Here is a 22,163-nt window from a genome sequence, read left to right as displayed (position 1 = left end):
AGAATTTTTCAGGTGGTGAACTTCATGAAACCCAAAATGGATAAACAGACAATCGAATATTGGAGAGCATGGAAAGAGGAGAAGAATGAAGAGGCTGGCAACAAATTAATTGCTCTTTATCGTCCGCTCGTTGATTTCGCTGTACAGCGCTATGCGGCAGCTCTTCCGTCATCCGTTCAGCGTGATGATCTTAATAGTTTCGCGTATCAAGGGCTTCTTGATGCACTTGAAAAATTCGAGCCAGAACGTGATTTAAAATTTGAAACTTATGCCAGCTGGCGCATTAAAGGTGCCATAATTGATGGTCTTAGGCAGAATGATTGGGTGCCACGCTCCGTTCGTGACAAAGCACGTAAAATTGAAGAGGCTTACGCTGCTTTAGAACAGCAAAATCAAACGTCAAGTAGCGACCATGATGTAGCAGAGTATCTTGGTATGACAATTGAAGAAGTACAGCGGGTGATTCAAGATGCTTCTCTGTCTACAATGGTTTCCGTAGACGAGCCCGTGCACGATGACGATCAGCAGCAAATTGAGCGTTATAGTGTAATCGAAAATGACCAAGCTGATTTACCAGAAAAGCATTTGCACCAACATTTTATTAAAGAGTTACTAGCTGAAACGATTGAACGTCTACCTGAGAAAGAAAAACTTGTTGTCTCTCTTGTTTATTTTGAGGAGTTAACACTTACAGAGATTGCAAGAATCTTAGGTTTATCGACAAGCCGAATTTCGCAACTACACTCGAGAGCGCTCCTTCGGATGAAGGGTGTCCTCCGAGCTAATAAAGAACACGTTCAATCAATGTAATCGGAGTGATTTCCATGTATCCATTCATCTTTATAAGTATTGCCCTTCATCTCGTGAGCTTTCTATGTATTGTTCTCTTGTTTCTAAAGCAAACGAAGAGTTCAGATGTAAGTGAAGAGATCGCCACGGGGATGGAAGTGTATATTGAACAGCTAGAGGAAGAAAATGATCGACTGATGACTGAAGTTAAATCTTACGTCGATAAACGTGAAAACCAGCTTGATACGCGCCTTCGTGTGTTAGAACATGGGAAGACCGTATCCCCTGAGGTGGAGGAGCAACAAAAGCCGGTCATCATCCAGCACCCTTCAGCTAACAACGAACGAAATCAAAAAGCTCTTCAGCTTCATTCACAGGGTTTTTCGGTGACGGATATTGCAAGAATCCTTAATTGCGGTGTCGGCGAAGTTGAGCTGATTGTGAATATTCACGGAAGGTCTGAACAGCGATGAAAATTCAGCAGCATGGCAAGACGTCACTGGAATCTTTAAAGATGGATCTCCCAAAAGGTAACAAGCAGGTAGCGTTTCAATCGGTGATTCAGGAAGCATCAAAGGAACTGAAGGGAGCAGAACTAAAGCGACTGCTACAGCAAATTGATCGTCAGGGGGAGCTGCTTGGAAAGGAACGAACGTTTCAGAACTTATCGGCATACAAGCGAATGGTGAAACAGTTTCTTGAGGAAGCAGTAAGTCAGGGGCTAACGCTATCAGAGAAAAACAGCATGGACCATTATGGAAGAAATCGAACGTATAAGCTTGTGGAAACAGTAGAGAACAAGCTGGTTGAACTGCAAGAAGAGATGAGAGAAAAAGAGAAGAATGGAATGACCTTATTATCGCTTGTTGGTGAAATAAAGGGACTACTTGTTGATCTTTCTCTCTAGTTCAAACGACCCACCTAAAAAAGGAAGTATTGACTCATGGTCATTTGCATGAGTTTTTTCTATAATTAAAATAAGAACATACGTTCGAAATGATGGTTGTGATTTCTTGCTTTCAGGATACTTTCATTCCTACAGACAGAGAAAGGAGAGGTGAGGATGAAGAATGGATGCCGTTTAACAAATGAGATGTATGATGATTTAAAAGGAAATCTCCTATTTAAGTCATTCATTCAAGAAGAGAAGCATTGGACAAGTTTTATGGAGGCATATGTATCAGAGGATCGTGAGGCGGTAAATAAGCTCAATTCACTTTTTCAAAAGTACTATACAGAAATTCGTTTTATTGCTTACGTCACGAAGCTGATTCGCTACACGGCCATCAACTTTGACCGAAAGCGAAGACTTGGGCACCTTCGCTTTCCTCTTATGCTAGATCAGCCTGTAGGTATGTCTGGTGATGCCTGGATTGATTTTATTGAAAGTACGGAAACGTGTGGTGAAACGAATTCATTTGCAGAAAGCTTTCAGCAGAAATCACTTTATTTAGGATACACCCGATTAACGCCAAAACAGAAGGAAGTTCTTGAACTTTTTTATCGATATGAAGCTTCTGATACGGAGATTGCAAAAATGGCGGGGATTTCTCAACAGGCAGCGAGCAGAAGGCGTAAACGTGCGCTTGAGAAGCTAAGAGAAGCAGGAAAGGAGGGGGGTAAATGAGCATAACTACGGTAATTAACGCCATTATTGGAGATCTTGGATTTCCGATCGTCGTTTCACTATATTTACTCGTGCGGCTAGAAAAGAAAATTGATGATTTAACAAGTGCGGTGGCGGATCAGGAGACTGATAAGAAGGGATGACTATGGAGAAAAGACTATATACGCTTTTACAACAGGCAAAGCAGGAAGAGAAAAAAGGACTCGGCGCCATTATTCATCAATTTGAGAAGAAAATTGAAGCAGAGCTAAGGCAAACTTCCCCTCAAAACAGAGATGATTTGCGTCAGGAATTAGTATTAAAAGTTCTTGAAGCGGTGGAAAAATACAATATGGAGGATGTGCCAAACTTTGAACAATTTATTGAAGATCAAAAGGGGAAGGAATAAGAAACTATTTCCCTTTTTCTTCCGTATAAAGAGGTAGAGGTGAAGCGGATGCTTAAGGTTGAAATCGAACAAGCAGGTTATGAAAAGAAAGATAGCGCCATTCGTCTGATCGAATTTGAAGTGAAAAGCGGCGAACTTCTGGGGTTATTAGGGTCAAATGGAGCTGGTAAAAGCACAACAATCAAGACGATATTAGGGCTCATGAAAGAGTGGAAAGGAAGCGTGACGTTTGAGAAAGGGTCGCGCTATGCGTATGTACCAGAGCAACCCGTTTTCTATGACAGCTTAACGCTTTGGGAGCATTTGGAGCTTGCGGCAGCGGCAGTTCTTGGAGACGAGGAATGGGAAGAGCGAGCTCAAGAGCTGATTCGCTATTTTCAACTGGAGCACGTAATCCATAACCTACCGTCAAGCTTTTCAAAAGGAATGCGACAGAAGGTGATGCTCATAACGGCTTTTATGCTCAAGCCGGATGTTTATATCATTGATGAGCCTTTTCTTGGACTAGATCCGCGCGCTACGAAGGATTTTCTCGCGCTTATTGAAAAGGAGCGGTCTCGTGGAGCAGGTATTTTAATGTGTACGCATGTGCTTGATACGGCAGAGCGAATTTGTGATCAATTCGTTCTGCTCGCAAACGGAACGCTTCTTGCTCAAGGTACGCTTGAAGACATGCGAGAGCAGTCAGGCGCACGGGAAAGTTCACTTCTTGATTGTGTTGATGCCTTTATGGAGCAACGAATATGACGTCGTTCCAGCTATGGTGGCAGCGCGAACGTGACGATCAGCGTTATAAAATCCGAGATCTTCGCTCAGCACTAGATTGGACGGTATGGCTATATATTCTTATCCCAGGTCTCATGATAGGAGTGGCGTACTACCGTTCCTGGTGGATTCTTCCGCCTGAATGGCTCTCGGAAGTACCTGAACAGTTGGCGGTTCTTCCGTTATTTATAGTTGCAACTTTCTGGTCATTACGACTGTACACAGAAGAAGCTGATCAAGTATATTTGTTGCAAAATGCGACTCTTATGGGCGGTTTAAAGAAGTGGGGAATATTCTATTCTCTTCTAAAGGGACTGGTCGTGACGATCATTGGAATGACCCTCGTTTTACCCTTGCTTATTACGGGGTGGGGATGGGGCATAGAGCGATGTGCTGTCACAGTCCTATTTGTCCTTTTAGTCAGTTGGAATATAAAAACTAGCCGGTATTTTATAGAGTTATTTGTTCCTTCTATTTGGGTGAAATGGCTCCCGATCGGCTTAGTGAACCTGATCTCGATCATCGTATTGCTTCTGATGAGTGGGATAGGATGGCGGTATGAATGGGCAGTTGCTGTCGGAGGAGGAAGTTTGCTTCTCCTTTTACTCGTTCAGTTACGAACACGAATGAATATGCAGGGGACTTTTTTCCATGATGTGGTGAAGGAGCGTGGGCATAAGCAGACCGTGACGAAATTTTTGATGGGGCGAGTAGGTGTTACGCCAATGCCCCTTTTCACTCGAAAGCAGCCTATGCTTTTTCGAGGCTCTAGGCGAATCAGTAAGAAAAATTCTCCAGAAGCTAGAATGAGAGACGTTTATTTGAAATGGCTTCTTCGATCAATGGGGAAGGTTCAGTACTATTTACAAGTCATTGGCTGGGGTACAGCGGCGATATTACTGTTACCTCTTATTGTCAAAGTGGTCGTGCTTCTATTTGCGCTCTATGCGCTGATTGGCCTTTCGAGGGCAGACTGGAGTGAATTTACATCTAGTAGCTATGCCAATCTATTTCAATGGCACCAATCGATCCAAGAGAAAGCGGGGAAACAAGCATTAAAACTAGTGTCGATGCCATGTTTTCTTCTACTGTGTATCGTGACGGGGGTTGCCTTCCCAGGTTGGCTAGGAGTTGTACTCTTTCCGCTAGGCGGATGGTTTGTTCTTAAGGAAAGTCTCCAGATCGTTCATAGAAACATGCAATCACATAGAGGTTTTTTGTCATAAATCGAAAGGTGTATGAACAATTCGCGAATTCGTTGCTTCGATCAAGCGCTTTCCGCTATGATGGGAGAGTAGATTCAGATGAAGGAGCGGATAACGAGATGAAGTTATTTTTAATTATCGGTGCGATAAATGCGGCCCTTGCAGTTGGACTAGGAGCATTTGGGGCACATGGATTAGAAGGAAGACTATCAGAAAAAATGTTAGAGACGTTTAAAACAGGTGTACAATACCACATGTATCACGCACTTGGTTTAGTTGGTGTAGCCATTGCTGCTGACAAGCTTCAATCAGCAGGGCTCATGCAATGGGCTGGTTGGCTCATGTTTGCTGGGATCGTCCTCTTTTCCGGAAGCTTGTACGTGCTTAGCTTGAGCGGAATTAAGATCCTTGGTGCAATTACTCCACTAGGCGGCGTCGCGTTTATTACAGCCTGGATTTTAGTTGTTGTGGCGGCGTTTAAGGCGTAGTGGTGCGGCGGTCGGCGGTTGATGGTGCCTGTCACCGCCCGCTATTTGTCGAACCGGGGCAGGCTGGTGCGGTTTATTGGCCAAAATCAAAATATATTAGCCAAATTCCATTTTTATTGGCCAAAACAAAAAGCTGCCGGAAATCCGGTAGCTTTTTGTATACCCGCTAACGCGGAGAATATTGCGTCGTTTGTTGAAGAGGGTAGTTGTATTCAAGCTCTTCATCAAATGTAATATAGTCCAAATAAACCATGAGTAGAATATACCGCTTGCCTGTTTGAGGATCGGATAGAATAATATGATCTCTTCCGGCTGCTTCTACAATTCCTTTAAATACTTTGGCGTTCCATTTCTCATTGTTCTCGAAAGTCATGTACACGGTGGCGATTTTTCCAAGGTTTAGGCGCAGGATGTTTTCAATGTATGATTGCTCGACGGGTAGCTGTCCTGGAAAGCCTCCGCCTCCCTGTGTTGATGCTCCCTGAACCTGCTGGCCTTGAGGATAGCCTGAAGGATACTGTGCCATCTGTCCGCCTTGCCCTTGCTGCGGCATTTGACCATAGCCGCCCCCCTGGTTTTGTGACGGTGAAGTGTTCCAGTATTGATTGTTCATCATAACCCTCCTTAAGCATTCTCTTAGAAGCTGTTGTACACGTCTGCACATTCACTTTCGGTAGGCTTGTAGAAACAGTGGGATTTGAAGCGTCCTGCATTCCACTGGTTATACCACTGGTCAGGGCAGGTGCCGCCTGGTTTAAAGAACCAGAGCGAGTTGCTGGCAGGATGGTATTTCATCCCTTTGATGGCTTTGCGAGCAAGACGCTTATCTTTTTCGCGCGCTCGTTGGTAAAAGTAGCCTTTCTGAGTCGCTTCAAAACCGCCGGGACTCTGATAAACCATGTTGTTCATCGTGTTGATGTTCTTAAAATCAAGGCATCTCACCTTTACACGGTTTACTCCTACATTGCCTACCATCAGCATACCTAACTGCCCCTCACCTTCTGCTTCTGCACGCATCAAGCGAGCCAAAAGGTTTACATCATTTTCGTTCGTCTGAATCACTGCCATAGCCACACCTCATCTCAGTTGGACCCAATGTGCAAGAAGTAAGGAAGATGCCATGACTCTACGTAACTCATTGTATGTACGATTTGAAGGAATATGACTTTGACATAGACCACTCAAATACACAAAAAATCCCTTCGGACAATAAAGCGTCAGAAGGGATTTTCTTTATTAAACGTATAGGAATTGAGGCAGGCGTTCTTTCGGGAGGTGCGTTCCAACGTAGAAGCTACCAAATTCACCGAAACGAGCGCTTACTTCATCGAAGCGCATTTCGTAGACAAGCTTTTTAAACTGAAGTACGTCGTCTGCGAAAAGCGTAACGCCCCATTCCCAGTCATCAAAGCCAACAGAGCCTGTGATGATCTGCTTTACTTTGCCAGCATAGCTACGTCCGATCAGTCCGTGACTACGCATCATTTCACGACGCTCGTCCATTGAAAGCATGTACCAGTTGTCGTTTCCTTCGCGTTTTTTGTTCATTGGATAGAAGCACACGTAAGGAGCTTCTGTTAATTCTGGCTTCAAACGGGCCTGAATGCGCGGGTCATTATCAGGGTCGCTATCTTTTCCAGCCATATAGTTACTAAGCTCAACGACAGATACGTATGAGTATTCTTTCACCGTATATTCAGCTAAAGTCGTTTTGTTAAAAGCATTTTCAATTTCATTTAACTCTTCCATAGTCGGACGGAGAAGCATTAACATAAAGTCCGCTTTCTGACCAATAATGGAATAAAGCGTATGACTTCCTTGTTTATGGCCTGCTGTGACTTCCCATTTTTCAAGGAACGTTAGAAATTCATTCATCGCAAGATCACGTTCTTCGCTTGAAAGCTGTTTCCATGCCGTCCAGTTCATAGTACGGAAATCATGAAGGCAATACCAGCCATCGAGAGTAACTGCTGCTTGATTCATATCTGATTCACTCCTTATCTTTTATCACACCAATAAGGCAGGTTACGTTTATACAGCAACTGCTCCTAAAGGTCCGATTGGTTCAACTAACCATCAGAGCAAATCAAACAATGCCCACTTTGATGGCAGTTTCCCTATATCCACTACCTACTATACCAATACTTGTACCTCTTTAAAAGCGATTGAGAGTGACGATTGGATGAAAAAGATATTCAGAAATCCGATGGTAAATCAGTACCAATGTTTAAATACGATTACGTTAGCTTATATTTAGAAGAGAATTAAGATTAAAAACTTCTATAGTCCCTTTTGATTCGTCTGAAAAATAGAACTTTTGCATGCAAAGGCTTACACTTACGGATTTATTTTCGTTTTTAGGGAAAAAGGGTTATCGTAGGAGTTGGATATTAAAAATAATGAGGTGAAACCAATGAGTGATCTTTTTACAAACATGAAAGACCAGGTTAAAGCAGGTTATCCGACAATCGTTTTCCCTGAAGGAACAGATGAGCGAGTATTAGCAGCAGCAAACCGCCTAGCAGAGGATGGCATTCTTAAGCCAATCGTCATTGGAGGAGAAAATGCAATTCAGGATAAAGCGTCAAGCCTAAGCCTTACATTGCACAGCGAACTTACAATTATGGATCCAGCAACGTATTCTGAAATGGATGCCCTTGTGGAATCATTTGTTGAGCGTCGTAAAGGTAAAGCAACAGCTGAACAAGCGCAGGATATTCTTCTTAACGTGAACTATTTCGGTACAATGCTCGTTCACACAGGCAAAGCAGATGGCCTTGTTAGTGGTGCGGCTCATTCTACTGGTGATACAGTTCGCCCAGCGCTTCAAATCATCAAAACAAAAGAAGGTGTAAAGAAAACATCTGGTGCTTTTGTAATGGTAAAAGGTGATGAGAAATACGTTTTTGCTGACTGTGCGATTAACATTTCCCCCGACAGCAATGATCTTGCTGAAATCGGTGTAAGCAGTGCTGAAACTGCAAAAATGTTTGGAATGGACCCTAAAGTAGCGATGTTAAGCTTCTCTACTAAAGGTTCTGCAAAATCTCCTGAAACAGAGAAAGTTGAAGAAGCAACACGTCTAGCGAAAGAAATGGCACCAGATCTAGTGATCGATGGCGAATTCCAATTCGATGCTGCTTTCGTTCCAGAAGTAGCACAAAAGAAAGCACCTGAATCACCACTTAAAGGGCAAGCAAATGTATTTGTGTTCCCAAGTCTTGAAGCAGGTAACATTGGCTACAAAATGGTGCAACGTCTTGGTGGATTTGAGGCCGTTGGTCCAGTCCTTCAAGGATTAAATAAACCAGTAAACGACCTATCTCGCGGATGTAGCGAGGAAGACGTGTACAAGCTAGCATTGATTACAGCAATGCAGAGCCTATAATAAACGAAAGCCCCTGAAGGCACGCCTTCAGGGGCTTTATTTATTAACCAAGTGCTTTTTCATTACGAATAAACACTCGCTGGTAGTTGAAATCGTAAAGAGACAGCTCTGGAATGGAAAGCTGTGCCGTTGTTAATGATTCGGTATACTGCTTAAGTGTTTTAAGAGTTTTCATCATGATGTCGGAAACGCTTAGCTCTTCCCCAATGAGTTCACTTAACGAAGCCATCGTTTCGGGAACAATTTCAGGATAAGTGAATTTTGTTGGTTCTCCGTTCACGCCCCGCTTATAGAATTCCTGAATGACAGATGCGCGCTCTGATCCACTTCCATCGACACAAAGGTAAACTTGAACAGCGACTCCGCCGCGAAGTCTGCGTTGCGAAATGCCGGCGAATTTTTTGCCGTTAATGCTTAGGTCATATCGACCTGGACAATAAGACCCTACAATTTCCCTATCTTCAATTGTCACGTTATATGGCGACAAAATTTCCTGAATGAAATTGACCATGGCTTCGTACCCGGTATCAATATCTATATGCTGCTGCTTTTCAGCTAAAACAAGTGAGAGGTTTAATACCCCTGCATCAAGGACAACAGCAAGACCTCCGGAGTTTCTCACAATTACACGATAACCTAAACTTTCTAAATAGTGAACGGCTTCCTCAAAGTTTGGAAGGCGTGTATCTTGTATGCCGAGAACTATCGTATTGTGATGCACCCATGAGCGCAGAATCGGTGGGGATTCACCACTTCCAGCAGAATTGCAAAGGGTATCATCCATCGCAAAAGATTGCAGCGCATCAAAGGATGGGCCGAGTGTTGATTGATCTATAATCCGCCATTTTGGCTGAAAAAGTATGGTATCATTTGTTGGCATTTTCTTATCCCTTCTTCACTAACTAATCTTATTTATTATAGCAGAAGAAATGAGACATAAGACATCATCCGACAGTATTTCCCGGGTGATGACAAAACACTCGTCCTTTTTTCCTAATTTACTACTTATTTTCCCTTTAAAACTTTGATTTTATAAAGAAATACATCTATTACGAAAAAAAGGAAATTGCGAGAATTGTCTAAAATGATATAATCATAATTACGGTAGTTTCAAGTTAGCGAGCGAGCGGGTATATACAGTAAAGAAATGGGAATGTATGTAAGAGCTTTCATATATGACTAAGATCATACGAAGAATCTACATATAGGAGAAACAACCAGCGTTGGATCGTTCTTTATGAACAGGAAACGGTGGTATTTACGTCGATTTGACGAAAGGGGACATGTTTATGAAGCTAACAGTTAAAATTATTGCAGGTCTTGTTCTAGGTATTATTGTTGGTGTTATCTTTAACTTATTTGCACCAGATGCATTTGGACCTGTCGATCAATATCTATTTGGTCCTGTTGGACAAATCTTTCTTAACTTAATTAAGATGCTTGTTGTACCAATTGTATTCTTCTCAATCGTGGTAGGAACGGCTGGAATAAGCGATCCGAAGAAGCTTGGACGTATGGGTGGGAAAACCGTTGCGTTTTTCCTTGTCACAACAACCATTGCTATTTCAATTGCGATGGCGCTTGCTTACTTAATTAAACCGGGTGTTGAAGGTTCATTCTCAGGAAATGCTGATTTTAAGGCAGAAGAAGCACCTCCTGTATTGGATACAATTATTAATATTATCCCAACGAATCCGATTCAGGCCATGGTTGAAGGAAACATGCTCCAAATTATAGCGTTTGCTATCTTTGTAGGTTTTGCTCTTGCAATTCTTGGTGAGCGTACGAAGGCTTTAAGTAATCTTTTTGAACAGGGTAACGACGTTATGATGTATCTTGTTAAGATTATTATGGAAACAGCGCCATATGGTGCGTTTGCACTTATTGCTTCCGCTGTTGGTGGACAAGGTAAAGAAGCGTTACAGTCAATGGGAATGTATTTCCTAGTAGTACTTGGCGCACTCCTCATCCATTTTCTCTTCACATATGGTAGTGCGATTTATTTCCTTTGTAAAGAGAATCCAATTAAATTCTATAAAGCTTTTGCACCAGCCATGGCTGTGGCCTTCAGTACATCTTCAAGTAGCGGTACGCTTCCTGTTTCTATGAAAACCGCTCAAGAAAATCTGAAGATTCCTAAGCAGGTGAGTAGTTTTGTACAACCGCTTGGGGCAACCATTAACATGGACGGAACGGCAATTATGCAAGGTGTAGCTACGATCTTTATCGCTCAAATTACCGGGGTTGATCTTACCTTTACACAGCTCGTCATTGTTGTCGTCACAGCAACGCTCGCTAGTATAGGTACAGCTGGTGTGCCGGGTGTAGGGCTTATCATGCTCGCAATGGTTCTAAAGCAAGTTGGATTGCCAGTAGAGCCAATTGGATTGATCCTAGCAGTTGACCGTCTTCTTGATATGACACGTACTGCTGTTAATATTACAGGTGACGCGGCTTGTGCGATGTATATTGCAAAATCCGAAGAGAAGCGTGAAGGAAAAGAAGCAGAGACTGTTCTATAACATCATAAAGTATGAGATTCGAACCTTTTAAATGAAAAAAGGAAACATTTTCTCGTATATATAGCTATTGTTAGTCGTTCCATTCTTTCCATATGCTCGCTCAACAGAACCCTTCCCTCATGATGTGTTTGATCACAAAGTGGGGGAAGGTTTTCATTTTGGAATGGGTGTTATATAATGAATGAATGATTTTGACGGAAGGAGCCTATCGCGGAATGCTCGAACGATTAAGCGAAGAAAAAGTATTTAAAGACCCTGTCCATCGTTATATTCATGTCCGATACCGTTTAATCTGGGAGCTAATTGGTACTAAGGAATTTCAGCGTTTGCGAAGGGTTCGCCAGCTCGGAACAACATACCTAACTTTTCATGGAGCAGAACATAGTCGCTTTAGTCACTCGCTCGGTGTATACGAGATTGTAAGGCGTATTAACGAGATTTTCTCCCAATATGATAGCTGGAACGAAGAGAATAGGCTATTAAGTATGTGTGCTGCGCTGTTACATGATGTAGGTCATGGACCTTTTTCACATTCATTTGAAAAAGTATTTAACCTGGACCATGAAGACTTTACTCGGATGGTTATCCTTGGGGACACTGAAATCAATCAAGTGCTTCGAAAAGTAAGCGATGATTTTCCGATGGAAGTGGCTGATGTAATCGCCAAAACACATAGCAACAAGCTTGTTGTTAGCTTAATTTCAAGTCAAATTGACGCGGATCGAATGGATTATCTTCTTCGTGATGCCTATTTTACTGGAGTGAGCTATGGACAATTTGATATTGAACGAATATTACGCGTCATGCGACCTGGTGATGATCAAATTGTGATTAAACAAAGCGGTATGCATGCAGTTGAAGACTATATTATGAGCCGTTATCAAATGTACTGGCAAATTTATTTCCACCCTGTGACACGAAGTGCAGAAGTGATTCTAAGTAAAATTCTCCATCGTGCGAAAAGACTGTTTGAAGAGGGTTATCATTTTCAACACGATCCGATTCACTTCTATTCACTATTTAAAGAAGATATTCGTCTAGAAGACTTTCTTAAGCTAGATGATTCTGTCGTTATGTTCTATTTCCAGATCTGGCAGGAGGAAAAGGATGATATCCTAAGAGACCTTTGTGAACGATTTATGAATCGAAGACTGTTTAAGTACATTGAATTTAACCCTATGCAGCAAATGAATGCATGGAGAGAGCTTTATGACTCTTTTCATGAAGCAGGTATTGATCCAGATTACTATCTTGAGGTTGATTCATCTTCTGATTTACCGTATGATTTCTATCGGCCTGGAGAAGAGGAAGAACGTCTGCCGATTCATTTGTTGAAACCAGGTGGAGATTTGCGTGAGCTTTCTCGTGAATCTGATGTGGTTGAAGCGATTTCTGGTAAGAAGCGAACAGACCACAAATTATATTTCCCTGCAGATTTTATTATTGAAGGAAATACAGATGCAACTCGTCGTATTAAGTCATTGCTTCAAATCGATTAGCTGTTCAAAAAGAAAAGTGATCCTGGAATGAAGATGACTTCCGCTACAGGCATCGCTAAATAGTGGTGTTCAAATCGTTGAGTATAATGTGGGAGTGATCTCCCGTTTCAACTGAACGTTTAAGCATCTTCTAATAGATAAGAAAGCTTTTTGGACAACCTGTAAAAAGTACATGGGAGGGGTGCAGGTTGCTAGAAGATCACGCGAAAGTGATAGCTGTGTTGAAGGAAGCCGGAGAGGTCATTGGACGTAAGAAACTACAAAAAATCATTTACATTTGTAAGAAGCTGCAGTTTCCATTTAATGAGAAGTATCAATTCCATTTCTATGGCCCGTATTCAGAAGAATTGACGCTACGAGTGGAAGAGCTTTGTAACCTTGGTCTTGTTACAGAGGTGAAGGAAAGCAAAGGTGGCTATTACCAATATAAATACACAGTAACAGATGAAGGTCATGAATTTCTCGGTCATTATGATTTCCAAATGCCGGAATTACATCAGTGTATCGATGAAATTAATCGTCAGAGTTCACGTTTTCTTGAGCTTGTTTCAACCATTCTATTCTTCGATCGTCTTTCAAAGGAAGAAGTGGTTGAGAAGGTTCATACCATTAAACGTAAACAGAATTATTCTGATGATGAAATTACTGAGGCCTATACATTTATAGAAAAGCTAGGATGCTAATGGTCACTTGTATCTAGTTTAATAGAATAAGATATTTCTACAAAGAAAAGGTGCCCTTAGGGGCACCTTTTGTTGCAGAAATTAACTTTTTATCGAAAATTTCTTCTGACTCATTTCAGAGAGTTTTGTAAGGTCGACTTTTGAAAGGATGACACCAGTAACAATGATTCCAATCATTAGGAGAAAAGAGAATACCAGTGTAGTGAGATAAGGAAATAGAAGTTCGGATATGTTGGGTAAGGTTCCTGCCATCATAAAGACTAGCGTAAAAGAAGAGATGGTATGGAAGGTTACCCCTGATATCAATGCAATTGTATGTCTCGTTTTAAGAAGGGTAGGCAGCCAGAATGTCGAAAGTAGAAAGTAGCCGACTAGGATAATAAGTAGTGAAAAGAACCCTGCTAGTCCCGTATACTGATAGCCTCCGGCTGCTAAAATAATTGAATAAACGAAGGATGCTAGTAAGCCAAGTGAAAAGCCAATTGCGGGGGAAGAATAAAGATATTTTTTCATAATCATACCACCTTTTACAAATGCTTCGAGTTCACTATGTAAATACCCGTTTGAAGATTAGTATAATCGTTTCTCTATATCAAAATTTGGAAAAACAAGTCGAGAAAATAGAACTTATTTGTCGAATCAAAAAAAGGGTTCAAAAGTCTTACATTATTGAAATGGAGTGAGGGAGATGAAGGAAGTGAAGGTAGGGTTAGTTGGATTTGGTTTTTCGGGAGCAACTTTTCATGCACCAGTGATTGAATCTGTACAAGGGTTAACCATCACAAAAGTGGTTTCTTCTAATCCGAAGAAGGTAATTGAGAAGTTTCCAAAAATGGAAGTGGTCGCTTCAATAGACGAGCTTTTAAATGATAGAGAAATAGAGTTAGTCATTATTACGACACCTAATGAATTTCATTTCTCAATGGCGAAGCAGGCTCTTGAAGCAGGGAAACATGTTGTTCTTGAGAAACCATTCACGGTAAGTGTAGAAGAGGGAGAACGATTAATTGAAATAGCTGACAAGCATGGTAGCTTGCTAAGTGTGTATCATAACAGAAGATACGATAATGATTTTCTTACGATTCAGAAGCTCATAAAAGAAGAGGAGCTTGGAACGGTCGTTTCGTATGAGGCGCATTATGATCGGTACAATGCGGAGGTGCATGATGATGGTTGGCGAGAGCAGAATAAGAAGGGATCTGGTATTCTCTTTGACCTGGGTTCTCATTTAATCGACCAGGCACTGACTCTATTTGGCGAGCCTGAGGCCGTATATGGAGATGTTTTGACTCAAAGAAAAGAAGGGAAAACGGACGATTATTTTCACCTGGTTTTGCATTACGGAAAAAGAAGAGTGATTCTCCACGCTGGCTCTCTCGTAAAAAAACACGGACCTCGCTATCAAATTCATGGAATAAAGGGCTCATTTATAAAATGGGGTATTGATCCTCAGGAAGAAGCGCTGAAAAAGGGACAATTACCAGGTGATGAGTACTGGGGAGAAGACGAGAGCGATCAGTACGGCGTGCTAACGAAAGATAATCGCGATAGAGTGATTCCAACCATACCTGGTTCTTATCAAACATACTACATAGAACTGCACCAAGCGATTTATGAACAAAGTACTGCGCCTGTAACAGCAAGAGAAGCCCTTACAGTGATCAAAGTGATCGAGCTTGCATTAAAGAGTAGTGAAGAGAAAAGATTAGTGAAATGGGATTGAAAAAAGACTGGCGCAATTTAGCCAGTCTTTCTAATGAGCAGGAGTAGCAGTAGCGAAGGATCCGATAATGGTATTGGCCCATACTACTGCTTCAAAGTAATCCTCTTGTAAGGAAGGGATGGAAACACCAACTTGAGTAAGTAATTGATCGACGGCATGCCAGTCACATCGTTCAATGGCTTTTACGAGCTGAAGAAGCTGAGCATGTGGATCGTTGTGATGTTCATTCGTTAAGATCTTGACGACATGGTCCTCAATCGGCAGTTCAGAAAGTATATCATTCATCGAACGCTGCAAGAGAGACTCTAGAAGTGAAAACATTCCAATGAAAGAAGCGTCAGTCGCATTCATTTTCACTTTTTTGGCGATACGTTCGGATAATCGAGAGCGAATGAGAGAAAGTTGAATGATCTTAGTCGATTGATTTGTGTCCTTCGTTAACATGAGAATCAGAATCCACTTTTTCACTTCGAATAATCCAAGAAGCACAACCGCTTGCTTGATGTTACTAACCTTAACTGGAAGACCTAGAGAATTAATAAGTCTTAATAGTTTATAGGAAAGCGCAAGGTCTCTTTCAACTAGTTTTGATACTAATGTAATGTCAGGGTCGGGTTTATTAATTTCTTCAAGCATATAGACGTATTGCTGAGGAATTGGTTTCATATCTTTAGTGGCGAGGATAACGGGCTTACTGAAGAAGTATCCTTGGAAAAGCGTATAGCCAAGTCTTTTTGCTTCTTCGTAGTCTTCTTGCGTTTCGACCTTTTCTGCTAGAAACGTAATGTGTCGGTTAGCATACTGTTTTATTATTCCTTCCCGACGATGTTTCGATATTTGAAGGAAATCCACTTTCATAATATCCACTAGGTCGATTATTTGATCGTAATACCGTGGATCAATGACGTCATCGATCGCAATCACGTAGCCTAGATGCTTTAACTTTTTGCAGGCAGCAACGATTTCATCACTTAATTCAACTGACTCGAGGATTTCTACTATAATCGCTTCAGGTGAGAAAAATAATGGTACTTCTTCAAGTAATAATTGTTCGGTGAAATTAATAAAGCATCGCTTTCGATCTGATAATTTCTCTATTCCAAAGCTTAAATAGGAGTTTGAAATAACAGCAGCGGTTGCCTGTGTACCGTCGAATCCCCTATAAGCATTCATGTTGCTCGTTCGGTGCAGCAATTCATAACCATAAAGGTCTTGATTTATATTTAAAATTGGTTGACGACCAATAAAAGTGTCCATATCCATCCTCCAAAGCGAACTGTTATTTCTTAAGTATAATCAATCTGGGAAATAATACAAATGATTTTTGTTGGTTTGAAAGGTAAGAATGTTTCCTTATAAATAAAAAAGATCTGCCCTGAATGGGCAGATCTTTTAGTTAAGCATGTGGTAGGAAAGCGAGCTGGTAGAAGAATAACACAGCGAAAAGATAAAGAAGCGGATGAACCTCACGCCATTTCCCTTTTACGATCTTTAAAATGGGGTACGTAATAAACCCAAGCGCGATTCCTGTAGCAATACTTGCCGTAAGTGGCATTGTGAGAATGATCAAGAAGGCAGGAAACGCCTCATCAAATTCACTCCAATCAATTTTACCAACGGCGCCAATCATTAAGCTTCCGACGATGATAAGGGTAGGAGCTGTAATGGCGGAAAGTCCAGATAGAGAACCGACAAGTGGTCCAAAGAAAGCTGAGACGATAAAGAGTACAGAAACGACGACTGATGTTAAGCCAGTCCGCCCGCCGGCAGCAACACCAGCAGAGGATTCAAGATAAGCACTAGTGGGGCTTGTCCCAAAGATCGCTCCGACAGTTGTTCCGATCGAGTCAGCAAGAAGTGCCTGACGTGCACGCGGCATTTTCTTTCCTTTCATCAAACCTGCCTGTTCTGCAACACCGACCATTGTTCCTGTCGTATCGAAGAGTGTAACGAGTAGGAATGAGAAGACAACGGCATATAATCCGTACTCAATCATATCCTTAAAGGCCTGAAGTGGACTTCCGAAGATGAAAAGTTCGGGAGCAGATGGAGCTTGCATGAAGCCTTCCTTAAATTCAAGCTGTCCTGTAAAAATAGCAATGATAGCTGTGATGATCATTCCGAAGAAGAGTGCACCTGGAACATTTCGAGCCATTAGAATAAGTGTGATCATAAGTCCAACAAGCGCTAGAAGAACTTCAGGGGAATGAAGATTTCCTAGACCAACAAGGTTTTCTTCATCTGCGATGATAATCCCTGTCATGCGAAGTCCGATAAACGCGATGAAAAGTCCGATACCTGCTGTAATACCAAGCTTCAAATTCGTAGGAATGGCTTCGATAAGCTTTTCACGAAACGGTGTTAATGAAAGAATAATGAACAGTAGTCCGGCAATAAATACGGCACCAAAGGCAACCTGGTAGGATACGCCTGCTTGTCCACCTACTACGGAGAACGCAAAATAGGCGTTCAGCCCCATACCGGGAGCGATCGCTATTGGATAATTGGCGAAAAGTCCCATCCAGAGTGTTCCAACAACAGCTGCAATAATCGTGGCGATGAAGACGGTATCGAATGGCACGCCAGTTGAAGATAGTATAATTGGGTTAACTATTACAATATATACCATTGTCAGGAATGTCGTTAATCCTGCAAGGAATTCTGTTTTAACGTTAGTTCCATTTTCTTTTAACCGGAAAAAGGAGTTAAACATGATAATACCTCCATTAAATACGAACGTTTTTTAAACACAAATACTATAATATTCGTAATAAAGCTGTTTGGCAAGGGGTAATCCAAAATAGTTGATGATAAAAGTGTGAATGGCTGTCGGATGAATACACAAGTGTAATTGTGATAAAATGATAGCGGACAATTGTGAATGAAGGAGGTACAAAGAATGGCAAATGAAGAAGAACAAAAACCAAAAAAGAAACCTTCAACAGGTTTTAATATTTTAAGTGGGGACTCCACAGATGGACACGGCGGTTATGGAGTAGGAACGATCAACCTCGATAACGTTTCTCCAGTGATTATCGATCCGACAACGGATGAAATTTATGTTGATGTTGGCGCATTGCATGCACGTAGTGCCCTTGAGAAACGGAAGAAGCTCGTTAAGACGCGTGAAGAAGTACCTGATGGCCATACTGCTTGGATCGTATGGGTTACCCTTCAACGAAGTGAAGAAGGTCCTTTCTATTATGGCATTGGTGCCTGTGAATTCTTCTTAAATGCCGAAGCGAAGCGGGCATGGAAAAGCATGCCAGAGCATGTGAATAATATGGATAAATCCATGAAAGGTAAAGTGGTCGTGGACCATATGGATGACAAATCCAAGAAAATGCTTCGTGAGTATTTGATTGAGTTCGATAAAGACGTCTATGAGCGTTCAAGTGATGACGTGAAATTAGGACTTCAAGACTAACTTTCAGATCGTTTTCTGACTAATTGATAAAATTACTTGAGGTTTCTTAAAACTGAGCGTAAACTTATGTATACGCAACACATATAGCTAGGACCCAAAGCAGCCCGGGGAATCTTCCCCGGGCTGTTCTGGTTGTCTGGGAGAATGAAGTGAGCGCTTCCATGTTATACTCATATATGTAGAAAGGGTGAGCTAAATGTGGAATCAAATCCCTCGTGAGAAAAAGAAAGAGCTTATTGAGCGCATTCAATCATATTTCTATGATGAACGTGATGAAGAAATAGGTGAGCTCGCAGCAGAGAATTTTCTCCATTTTGTTATGGCAGAGATCGGGCCAACTCTATACAATGCCGGTATCTCAGATGCAATTGGCATGACAGAGCAGAAGTGGATGAGTATTGAGCAAGACCTTGAAGCATTAAAGAAAACAGATCCAAAATAAAGGGCTAATCAAAAGACGGATGACACATCCGTCTTTTTTAACGGACCCATTGGAAGAAACGCTCCAAAAGTCCTTTCTGTTCATTTTCTTTTCCATTAGGGACCGTTCCGGGATGATCTTCACAAAGGTGAGTTGGTTCGGTTCCTTCTATATAATAAGTTAAGCGTTTCACAGGACAGTTTTCAGTAGCGATTAAACCTGTTTGCGCATCAATTTCGATACCGACAACATTTTCAGGCTCCTCAAAATCGGTCGCTTTTTCTTCCGCCAGTGCATCCTCAATGAAATTCACCCAGATTTTCTTCGTATACGAACCATCGTTTCGATGATTTAGCTTCTCTCCTTTGTCATAACCAACCCAGACGGCCGCTGTTAACTGAGGCGTAAATCCAACCATCCAGCTATCAGTTGAAGTAGAACCTGTTTTAGCGGCAGCTGGACGTGTTAATAGATGATCGACGCCTGAGCCTGTTACGCGCGTATAATCATTTAAGGATTCATCGAAAACACCCGTCATCATGCTTGTCGTGACAAAGGCAGCATCAGGATCCAAAATAAGTTCAGGTGCAGATTTGTGTTCGTAGATGACCTTTCCATCTCGATCCGTGACTTTTTCAATATAATAAGGTGAGAGGCCATATCCACCGTTTGCAAGCATACTATAGGCTTCCGTCATTTCCATCATGCCTACAGGCTTAGTGCCGAGAGCTAATGAGGGAATAGCAGACAGCTTACTTTTAATGCCGAATGATTTGGCTGTATTCACGAGCGTTTTTTCTTCTAGAAACATGTGTGTTTTCACAGCAACTATATTATCTGAAAGGGCAAGTGCCTGGGCGAGTGTGATTTCATCATTCGCATAAACATCCCCATAATTATGCGGTGAGTAAGTTTTGCGTTCATTATCATAGTAAAAAGTTGTAGGTTCACTGCGAATAAGCGTAGACGGCGTAAAGCCATTTTTGATTGCGGCATAATATAGCAGCGGCTTAAACGTCGATCCTGGTGTCCTTTTGGCCATCGTTGCACGGTTGAATTTACTTTCTGTATAATCGCGGCCACCAATCATCACTTTTACAGCTCCTGATGTAGGCTCCATCGCTACGAGTGCAGCTTGTATGTCGCTTTTTTTATCAATACTTGATTCTACCCATTTTTCGGCAGCTTTTTGCATTGATGCATCAAGCGTTGTATAAACGTGTAATCCTCCTTGCTCAATAACACGTTCATCAAGTGAAAGTATGGACTTTAATTGCTTCTTAACCTCCTGTGCAAAATATGGAGCAATTTCAGGCTTAGTTTCTTCTGTAAAGGTTTCGAGAGCCATCTTTTCCATTTCTGCCTGGTTTGCTTCTGATTCGGTTAGAGCATGATTAGTTACCATCGCTTGAAGTACCGTGCTTTGTCGTTCCTCTGCTCTTTCTGCATCAGCATAGGGAGAGTAATAACCTGGTCCTTTTGGAATGCCGGCGAGCATGGCAGATTCAGCAACCGAAAGATCCTCAGCTTTTTTTCCGAAGTACGTCCTTGCGGCTGATTCTATTCCGTATGATCCGTGACCATAATAAATCGTATTTAAATATCCTTCTAGTATGTCTTCCTTTGAATAATGAACTTCAAGTCGATAAGCATAGAAAGCTTCTGCGATTTTTCGTTTCCACGTCTTATCATGTTCCAAAAATAGATTACGGGCGTATTGCTGCGTAATCGTGCTTGCTCCTTGAACCTTCGCCATCGCTTTTATGTCAGCGAGAATAGCCCCGCCAATGCGTTTGAAATCAAAGCCCATATGATCATAAAAATGCCGATCTTCAATGGCAATCGTGGCATCTATGACATGAGGAGAAATGTGATCAAGGTCAACCCAGTAGCGATTCTGACCGTCTTTATTACTCTCACTAATTACATTTTCTTTATGATCATAATAAATCGTTGTTTGCGGTACTTGAAGCTTAGGAGCTCCCATGAAAACAGTTAACAAATAGAGCGATCCAACGGATAGCCCGATTATTACAATACATATCATCATTAGCCTACTTAGAAGCATTGTCCAACGCTTCCAATAATGGAATCGCTCAGATCTGAGCCATTTCAAGTGGTTCACCCCCACATCATCTTAAATCTAGTATGTGACAATCTAGAAACTCTTAAACACGTTTCTCTTCGGTAATTGTCCTTTTTATCTAACGTGGATAGGCTAGATTGGGCGAATGCATTTCTTCAGATGAACAAGGGAAAATATTTGTCCAGCTTTTGAATAGGATGAACTATAATGAATGTTACTGAGAGCAGGGAGAGAAGAGTATGGAGATGATGATGGCGATTATCCTTGGAATTGTAGAAGGGATAACGGAATTTCTGCCCGTTTCATCTACAGGTCATTTGATTTTAACGGGATATTGGCTTGGTTTTACTGGTGAACGCGCAAAAACATTTGAGATTGTGATTCAACTTGGCTCTATTTTAGCTGTGGTCGTGATGTATCGGCATCGATTTGCGGATTTATTATCACCAAATAGCGAGAGAAAAGGATTAACCCTGATTCATCTTATGCTTGGAATGATTCCAGCTGTCGTAGCAGGATTTCTTCTTCATGGCTTTATTAAAAGTTATCTTTTCTCCCCTTACACGGTTGTGATCGGACTTGTGATTGGTGGTGTGTTAATGATCCTAGCTGACTTAAAGAAGGGGACGACAATTAGCTCGAGCCTGGATGAATTAACATGGAAGCAGGCTTTTTCTATTGGAGTATTTCAATGTCTTGCTCTCTGGCCTGGATTTTCAAGGTCAGGTGCAACGATTTCAGGCGGCGTCTTGCTCGGAACAACGCATAAAACAGCTGCTGAATTTTCATTTATTCTAGCTGTACCAATGATGGTAGCTGCGAGTGGGTATGATTTATTGCAAAGTTATCAGTATTTATCTGTATCCGACATTCCTGTATTCCTAACAGGCTTTTTAACAGCGTTTTTGGTGGCGCTTTTGGCTATTGTAACATTTATTAAATTCATTGAACGCGTCCGTCTCATCCCTTTTGCGATATACCGATTTGTGCTTGCTTTTTTTGTTTGGATGATTTTATTTTAGTGTTAATAGAGTTGTTCACTTAAATAACTTTTTGAACCGACAGTTGAAAGTATAAAATTCTCTTGCTTTTTACACAGAGTCGACTATACTTTTCTTGTACTTTAAGAATGCTTAGATACATTTTTTTGCT

At 41.5% G+C, this 22,163-nt stretch carries 25 protein-coding genes; 17 read left to right on the top strand and 8 right to left on the bottom strand.

Annotated elements, in window-relative coordinates; all coding sequences use genetic code 11:
- The first annotated feature begins 24 nt into the window (after positions 1-24).
- The 9 genes from Q4550_RS10585 to Q4550_RS10545 all read left to right on the top strand — a co-directional run bounded on the left by Q4550_RS10585 (position 25) and on the right by Q4550_RS10545 (position 5,262).
- Positions 25-810 carry a FliA/WhiG family RNA polymerase sigma factor gene (locus Q4550_RS10585; protein ID WP_303532512.1) on the top strand — a complete coding sequence of 262 codons (786 nt, stop codon included), beginning with the start codon at positions 25-27 and terminating at the stop codon, positions 808-810.
- A gap of 14 nt (positions 811-824) precedes the next feature.
- A complete protein-coding gene (locus Q4550_RS10580; protein ID WP_303532510.1) occupies positions 825-1,262 on the top strand; it encodes a DUF6115 domain-containing protein in 438 nt (145 codons plus the stop codon).
- Positions 1,259-1,696 (top strand): YaaR family protein, encoded by a 438-nt coding sequence (locus Q4550_RS10575; RefSeq protein ID WP_303532509.1) that lies wholly within the window; start codon positions 1,259-1,261, stop codon positions 1,694-1,696. The genes Q4550_RS10580 and Q4550_RS10575 overlap by 4 nt, the downstream gene beginning before the upstream one ends.
- A 156-nt stretch (positions 1,697-1,852) precedes the next feature.
- Positions 1,853-2,416: a sigma-70 family RNA polymerase sigma factor gene (locus tag Q4550_RS10570; protein WP_303532507.1), complete on the top strand. Its 564-nt coding sequence runs from the start codon at positions 1,853-1,855 to the stop codon at positions 2,414-2,416.
- The gene (locus Q4550_RS10565) at positions 2,413-2,559 is read left to right on the top strand and encodes a YvrJ family protein (RefSeq protein ID WP_194218329.1); all 147 of its coding nucleotides are present in this window, start codon (positions 2,413-2,415) and stop codon (positions 2,557-2,559) included. The genes Q4550_RS10570 and Q4550_RS10565 overlap by 4 nt, the downstream gene beginning before the upstream one ends.
- Before the next feature lie 2 nt (positions 2,560-2,561).
- Positions 2,562-2,804 carry a helix-turn-helix domain-containing protein gene (locus Q4550_RS10560; protein WP_303532505.1) on the top strand — a complete coding sequence of 81 codons (243 nt, stop codon included), beginning with the start codon at positions 2,562-2,564 and terminating at the stop codon, positions 2,802-2,804.
- A gap of 48 nt (positions 2,805-2,852) precedes the next feature.
- Complete coding sequence (locus Q4550_RS10555) at positions 2,853-3,551, top strand: ABC transporter ATP-binding protein (RefSeq protein ID WP_303532504.1); 699 nt, start codon at positions 2,853-2,855, stop codon at positions 3,549-3,551.
- The gene (locus Q4550_RS10550; protein ID WP_303532502.1) at positions 3,548-4,795 is read left to right on the top strand and encodes an ABC transporter permease; all 1,248 of its coding nucleotides are present in this window, start codon (positions 3,548-3,550) and stop codon (positions 4,793-4,795) included. Before Q4550_RS10555 ends, Q4550_RS10550 begins: the two co-directional genes overlap by 4 nt.
- 98 nt (positions 4,796-4,893) lie before the next feature.
- Complete coding sequence (locus Q4550_RS10545; protein ID WP_165998723.1) at positions 4,894-5,262, top strand: DUF423 domain-containing protein; 369 nt, start codon at positions 4,894-4,896, stop codon at positions 5,260-5,262.
- Positions 5,263-5,428: 166 nt separating this feature from the next.
- Here Q4550_RS10545 and gerQ read toward each other — a convergent pair whose 3' ends face one another.
- The 3 genes from gerQ to hemQ form a co-directional block, all read right to left on the bottom strand.
- On the bottom strand, positions 5,429-5,878 hold the full coding sequence (gene gerQ / locus Q4550_RS10540; RefSeq protein WP_283153318.1) for a spore coat protein GerQ: 450 nt from the start codon (positions 5,876-5,878) through the stop codon (positions 5,429-5,431).
- 20 nt (positions 5,879-5,898) lie between these two features.
- Positions 5,899-6,330 carry a cell wall hydrolase gene (locus tag Q4550_RS10535; RefSeq protein WP_283153319.1) on the bottom strand — a complete coding sequence of 144 codons (432 nt, stop codon included), beginning with the start codon at positions 6,328-6,330 and terminating at the stop codon, positions 5,899-5,901.
- 168 nt (positions 6,331-6,498) lie between these two features.
- Positions 6,499-7,245, bottom strand: coding sequence for a hydrogen peroxide-dependent heme synthase (gene hemQ, locus Q4550_RS10530; protein WP_303532493.1), 747 nt, complete (start codon positions 7,243-7,245; stop codon positions 6,499-6,501).
- Positions 7,246-7,675: 430 nt separating this feature from the next.
- Between hemQ and pta the strand changes: the two genes are divergently transcribed.
- On the top strand, positions 7,676-8,650 hold the full coding sequence (pta, locus tag Q4550_RS10525) for a phosphate acetyltransferase (RefSeq protein WP_303532491.1): 975 nt from the start codon (positions 7,676-7,678) through the stop codon (positions 8,648-8,650).
- Positions 8,651-8,693: 43 nt separating this feature from the next.
- Here the strand turns inward: pta and lipL are convergent, their stop codons facing one another.
- On the bottom strand, positions 8,694-9,530 hold the full coding sequence (gene lipL / locus Q4550_RS10520) for an octanoyl-[GcvH]:protein N-octanoyltransferase (protein ID WP_303532488.1): 837 nt from the start codon (positions 9,528-9,530) through the stop codon (positions 8,694-8,696).
- 409 nt (positions 9,531-9,939) lie between these two features.
- Between lipL and Q4550_RS10515 the strand changes: the two genes are divergently transcribed.
- The 3 genes from Q4550_RS10515 (at position 9,940) to Q4550_RS10505 (ending at position 13,354) form a co-directional block, all read left to right on the top strand.
- Positions 9,940-11,172, top strand: a complete 1,233-nt coding sequence (locus tag Q4550_RS10515; protein WP_303532487.1) for a dicarboxylate/amino acid:cation symporter — start codon at positions 9,940-9,942, stop codon at positions 11,170-11,172.
- A gap of 215 nt (positions 11,173-11,387) precedes the next feature.
- Positions 11,388-12,671, top strand: a complete 1,284-nt coding sequence (locus tag Q4550_RS10510) for an HD domain-containing protein (RefSeq protein WP_303532485.1) — start codon at positions 11,388-11,390, stop codon at positions 12,669-12,671.
- A 188-nt stretch (positions 12,672-12,859) separates the two neighbouring features.
- Positions 12,860-13,354 (top strand): YwgA family protein, encoded by a 495-nt coding sequence (locus Q4550_RS10505; RefSeq protein WP_303532483.1) that lies wholly within the window; start codon positions 12,860-12,862, stop codon positions 13,352-13,354.
- Between the two features lie 81 nt (positions 13,355-13,435).
- Here Q4550_RS10505 and Q4550_RS10500 read toward each other — a convergent pair whose 3' ends face one another.
- Positions 13,436-13,867, bottom strand: a complete 432-nt coding sequence (locus Q4550_RS10500; RefSeq protein WP_303532481.1) for a hypothetical protein — start codon at positions 13,865-13,867, stop codon at positions 13,436-13,438.
- A 175-nt stretch (positions 13,868-14,042) separates the two neighbouring features.
- Between Q4550_RS10500 and Q4550_RS10495 the strand changes: the two genes are divergently transcribed.
- On the top strand, positions 14,043-15,077 hold the full coding sequence (locus Q4550_RS10495) for an oxidoreductase (RefSeq protein ID WP_303532478.1): 1,035 nt from the start codon (positions 14,043-14,045) through the stop codon (positions 15,075-15,077).
- A 30-nt stretch (positions 15,078-15,107) separates the two neighbouring features.
- Here Q4550_RS10495 and Q4550_RS10490 read toward each other — a convergent pair whose 3' ends face one another.
- The gene (locus Q4550_RS10490; RefSeq protein ID WP_303532475.1) at positions 15,108-16,334 is read right to left on the bottom strand and encodes an EAL and HDOD domain-containing protein; all 1,227 of its coding nucleotides are present in this window, start codon (positions 16,332-16,334) and stop codon (positions 15,108-15,110) included.
- A 139-nt stretch (positions 16,335-16,473) separates the two neighbouring features.
- A complete protein-coding gene (locus tag Q4550_RS10485) occupies positions 16,474-17,790 on the bottom strand; it encodes an NCS2 family permease (protein ID WP_303532473.1) in 1,317 nt (438 codons plus the stop codon).
- Positions 17,791-17,976: 186 nt separating this feature from the next.
- Here Q4550_RS10485 and Q4550_RS10480 point away from each other — a divergent pair, with 186 nt between their 5' ends.
- Together Q4550_RS10480 and Q4550_RS10475 are read left to right on the top strand one after the other, a co-directional pair.
- A complete protein-coding gene (locus tag Q4550_RS10480) occupies positions 17,977-18,504 on the top strand; it encodes a YwhD family protein (RefSeq protein WP_303532471.1) in 528 nt (175 codons plus the stop codon).
- 196 nt (positions 18,505-18,700) lie between these two features.
- Positions 18,701-18,946, top strand: a complete 246-nt coding sequence (locus Q4550_RS10475) for a DUF2164 domain-containing protein (RefSeq protein ID WP_303532469.1) — start codon at positions 18,701-18,703, stop codon at positions 18,944-18,946.
- A gap of 37 nt (positions 18,947-18,983) precedes the next feature.
- Here Q4550_RS10475 and Q4550_RS10470 read toward each other — a convergent pair whose 3' ends face one another.
- Positions 18,984-21,041: a transglycosylase domain-containing protein gene (locus Q4550_RS10470; protein ID WP_303532467.1), complete on the bottom strand. Its 2,058-nt coding sequence runs from the start codon at positions 21,039-21,041 to the stop codon at positions 18,984-18,986.
- A 209-nt stretch (positions 21,042-21,250) separates the two neighbouring features.
- On the opposite strand from Q4550_RS10470, the gene bacA reads away from it, so the two are divergent.
- Positions 21,251-22,033: an undecaprenyl-diphosphate phosphatase gene (bacA, locus tag Q4550_RS10465; RefSeq protein WP_303532464.1), complete on the top strand. Its 783-nt coding sequence runs from the start codon at positions 21,251-21,253 to the stop codon at positions 22,031-22,033.
- Positions 22,034-22,163: the final 130 nt, after the last annotated feature.

Source organism: Anaerobacillus sp. 1_MG-2023 (assembly GCF_030547345.1).
Taxonomy (GTDB): domain Bacteria; phylum Bacillota; class Bacilli; order Bacillales; family Guptibacillaceae; genus Guptibacillus; species Guptibacillus hwajinpoensis_B.
Note: the sequence above shows the minus strand (reverse complement) of the source record. Positions and strands in the feature narration are given on the sequence as shown.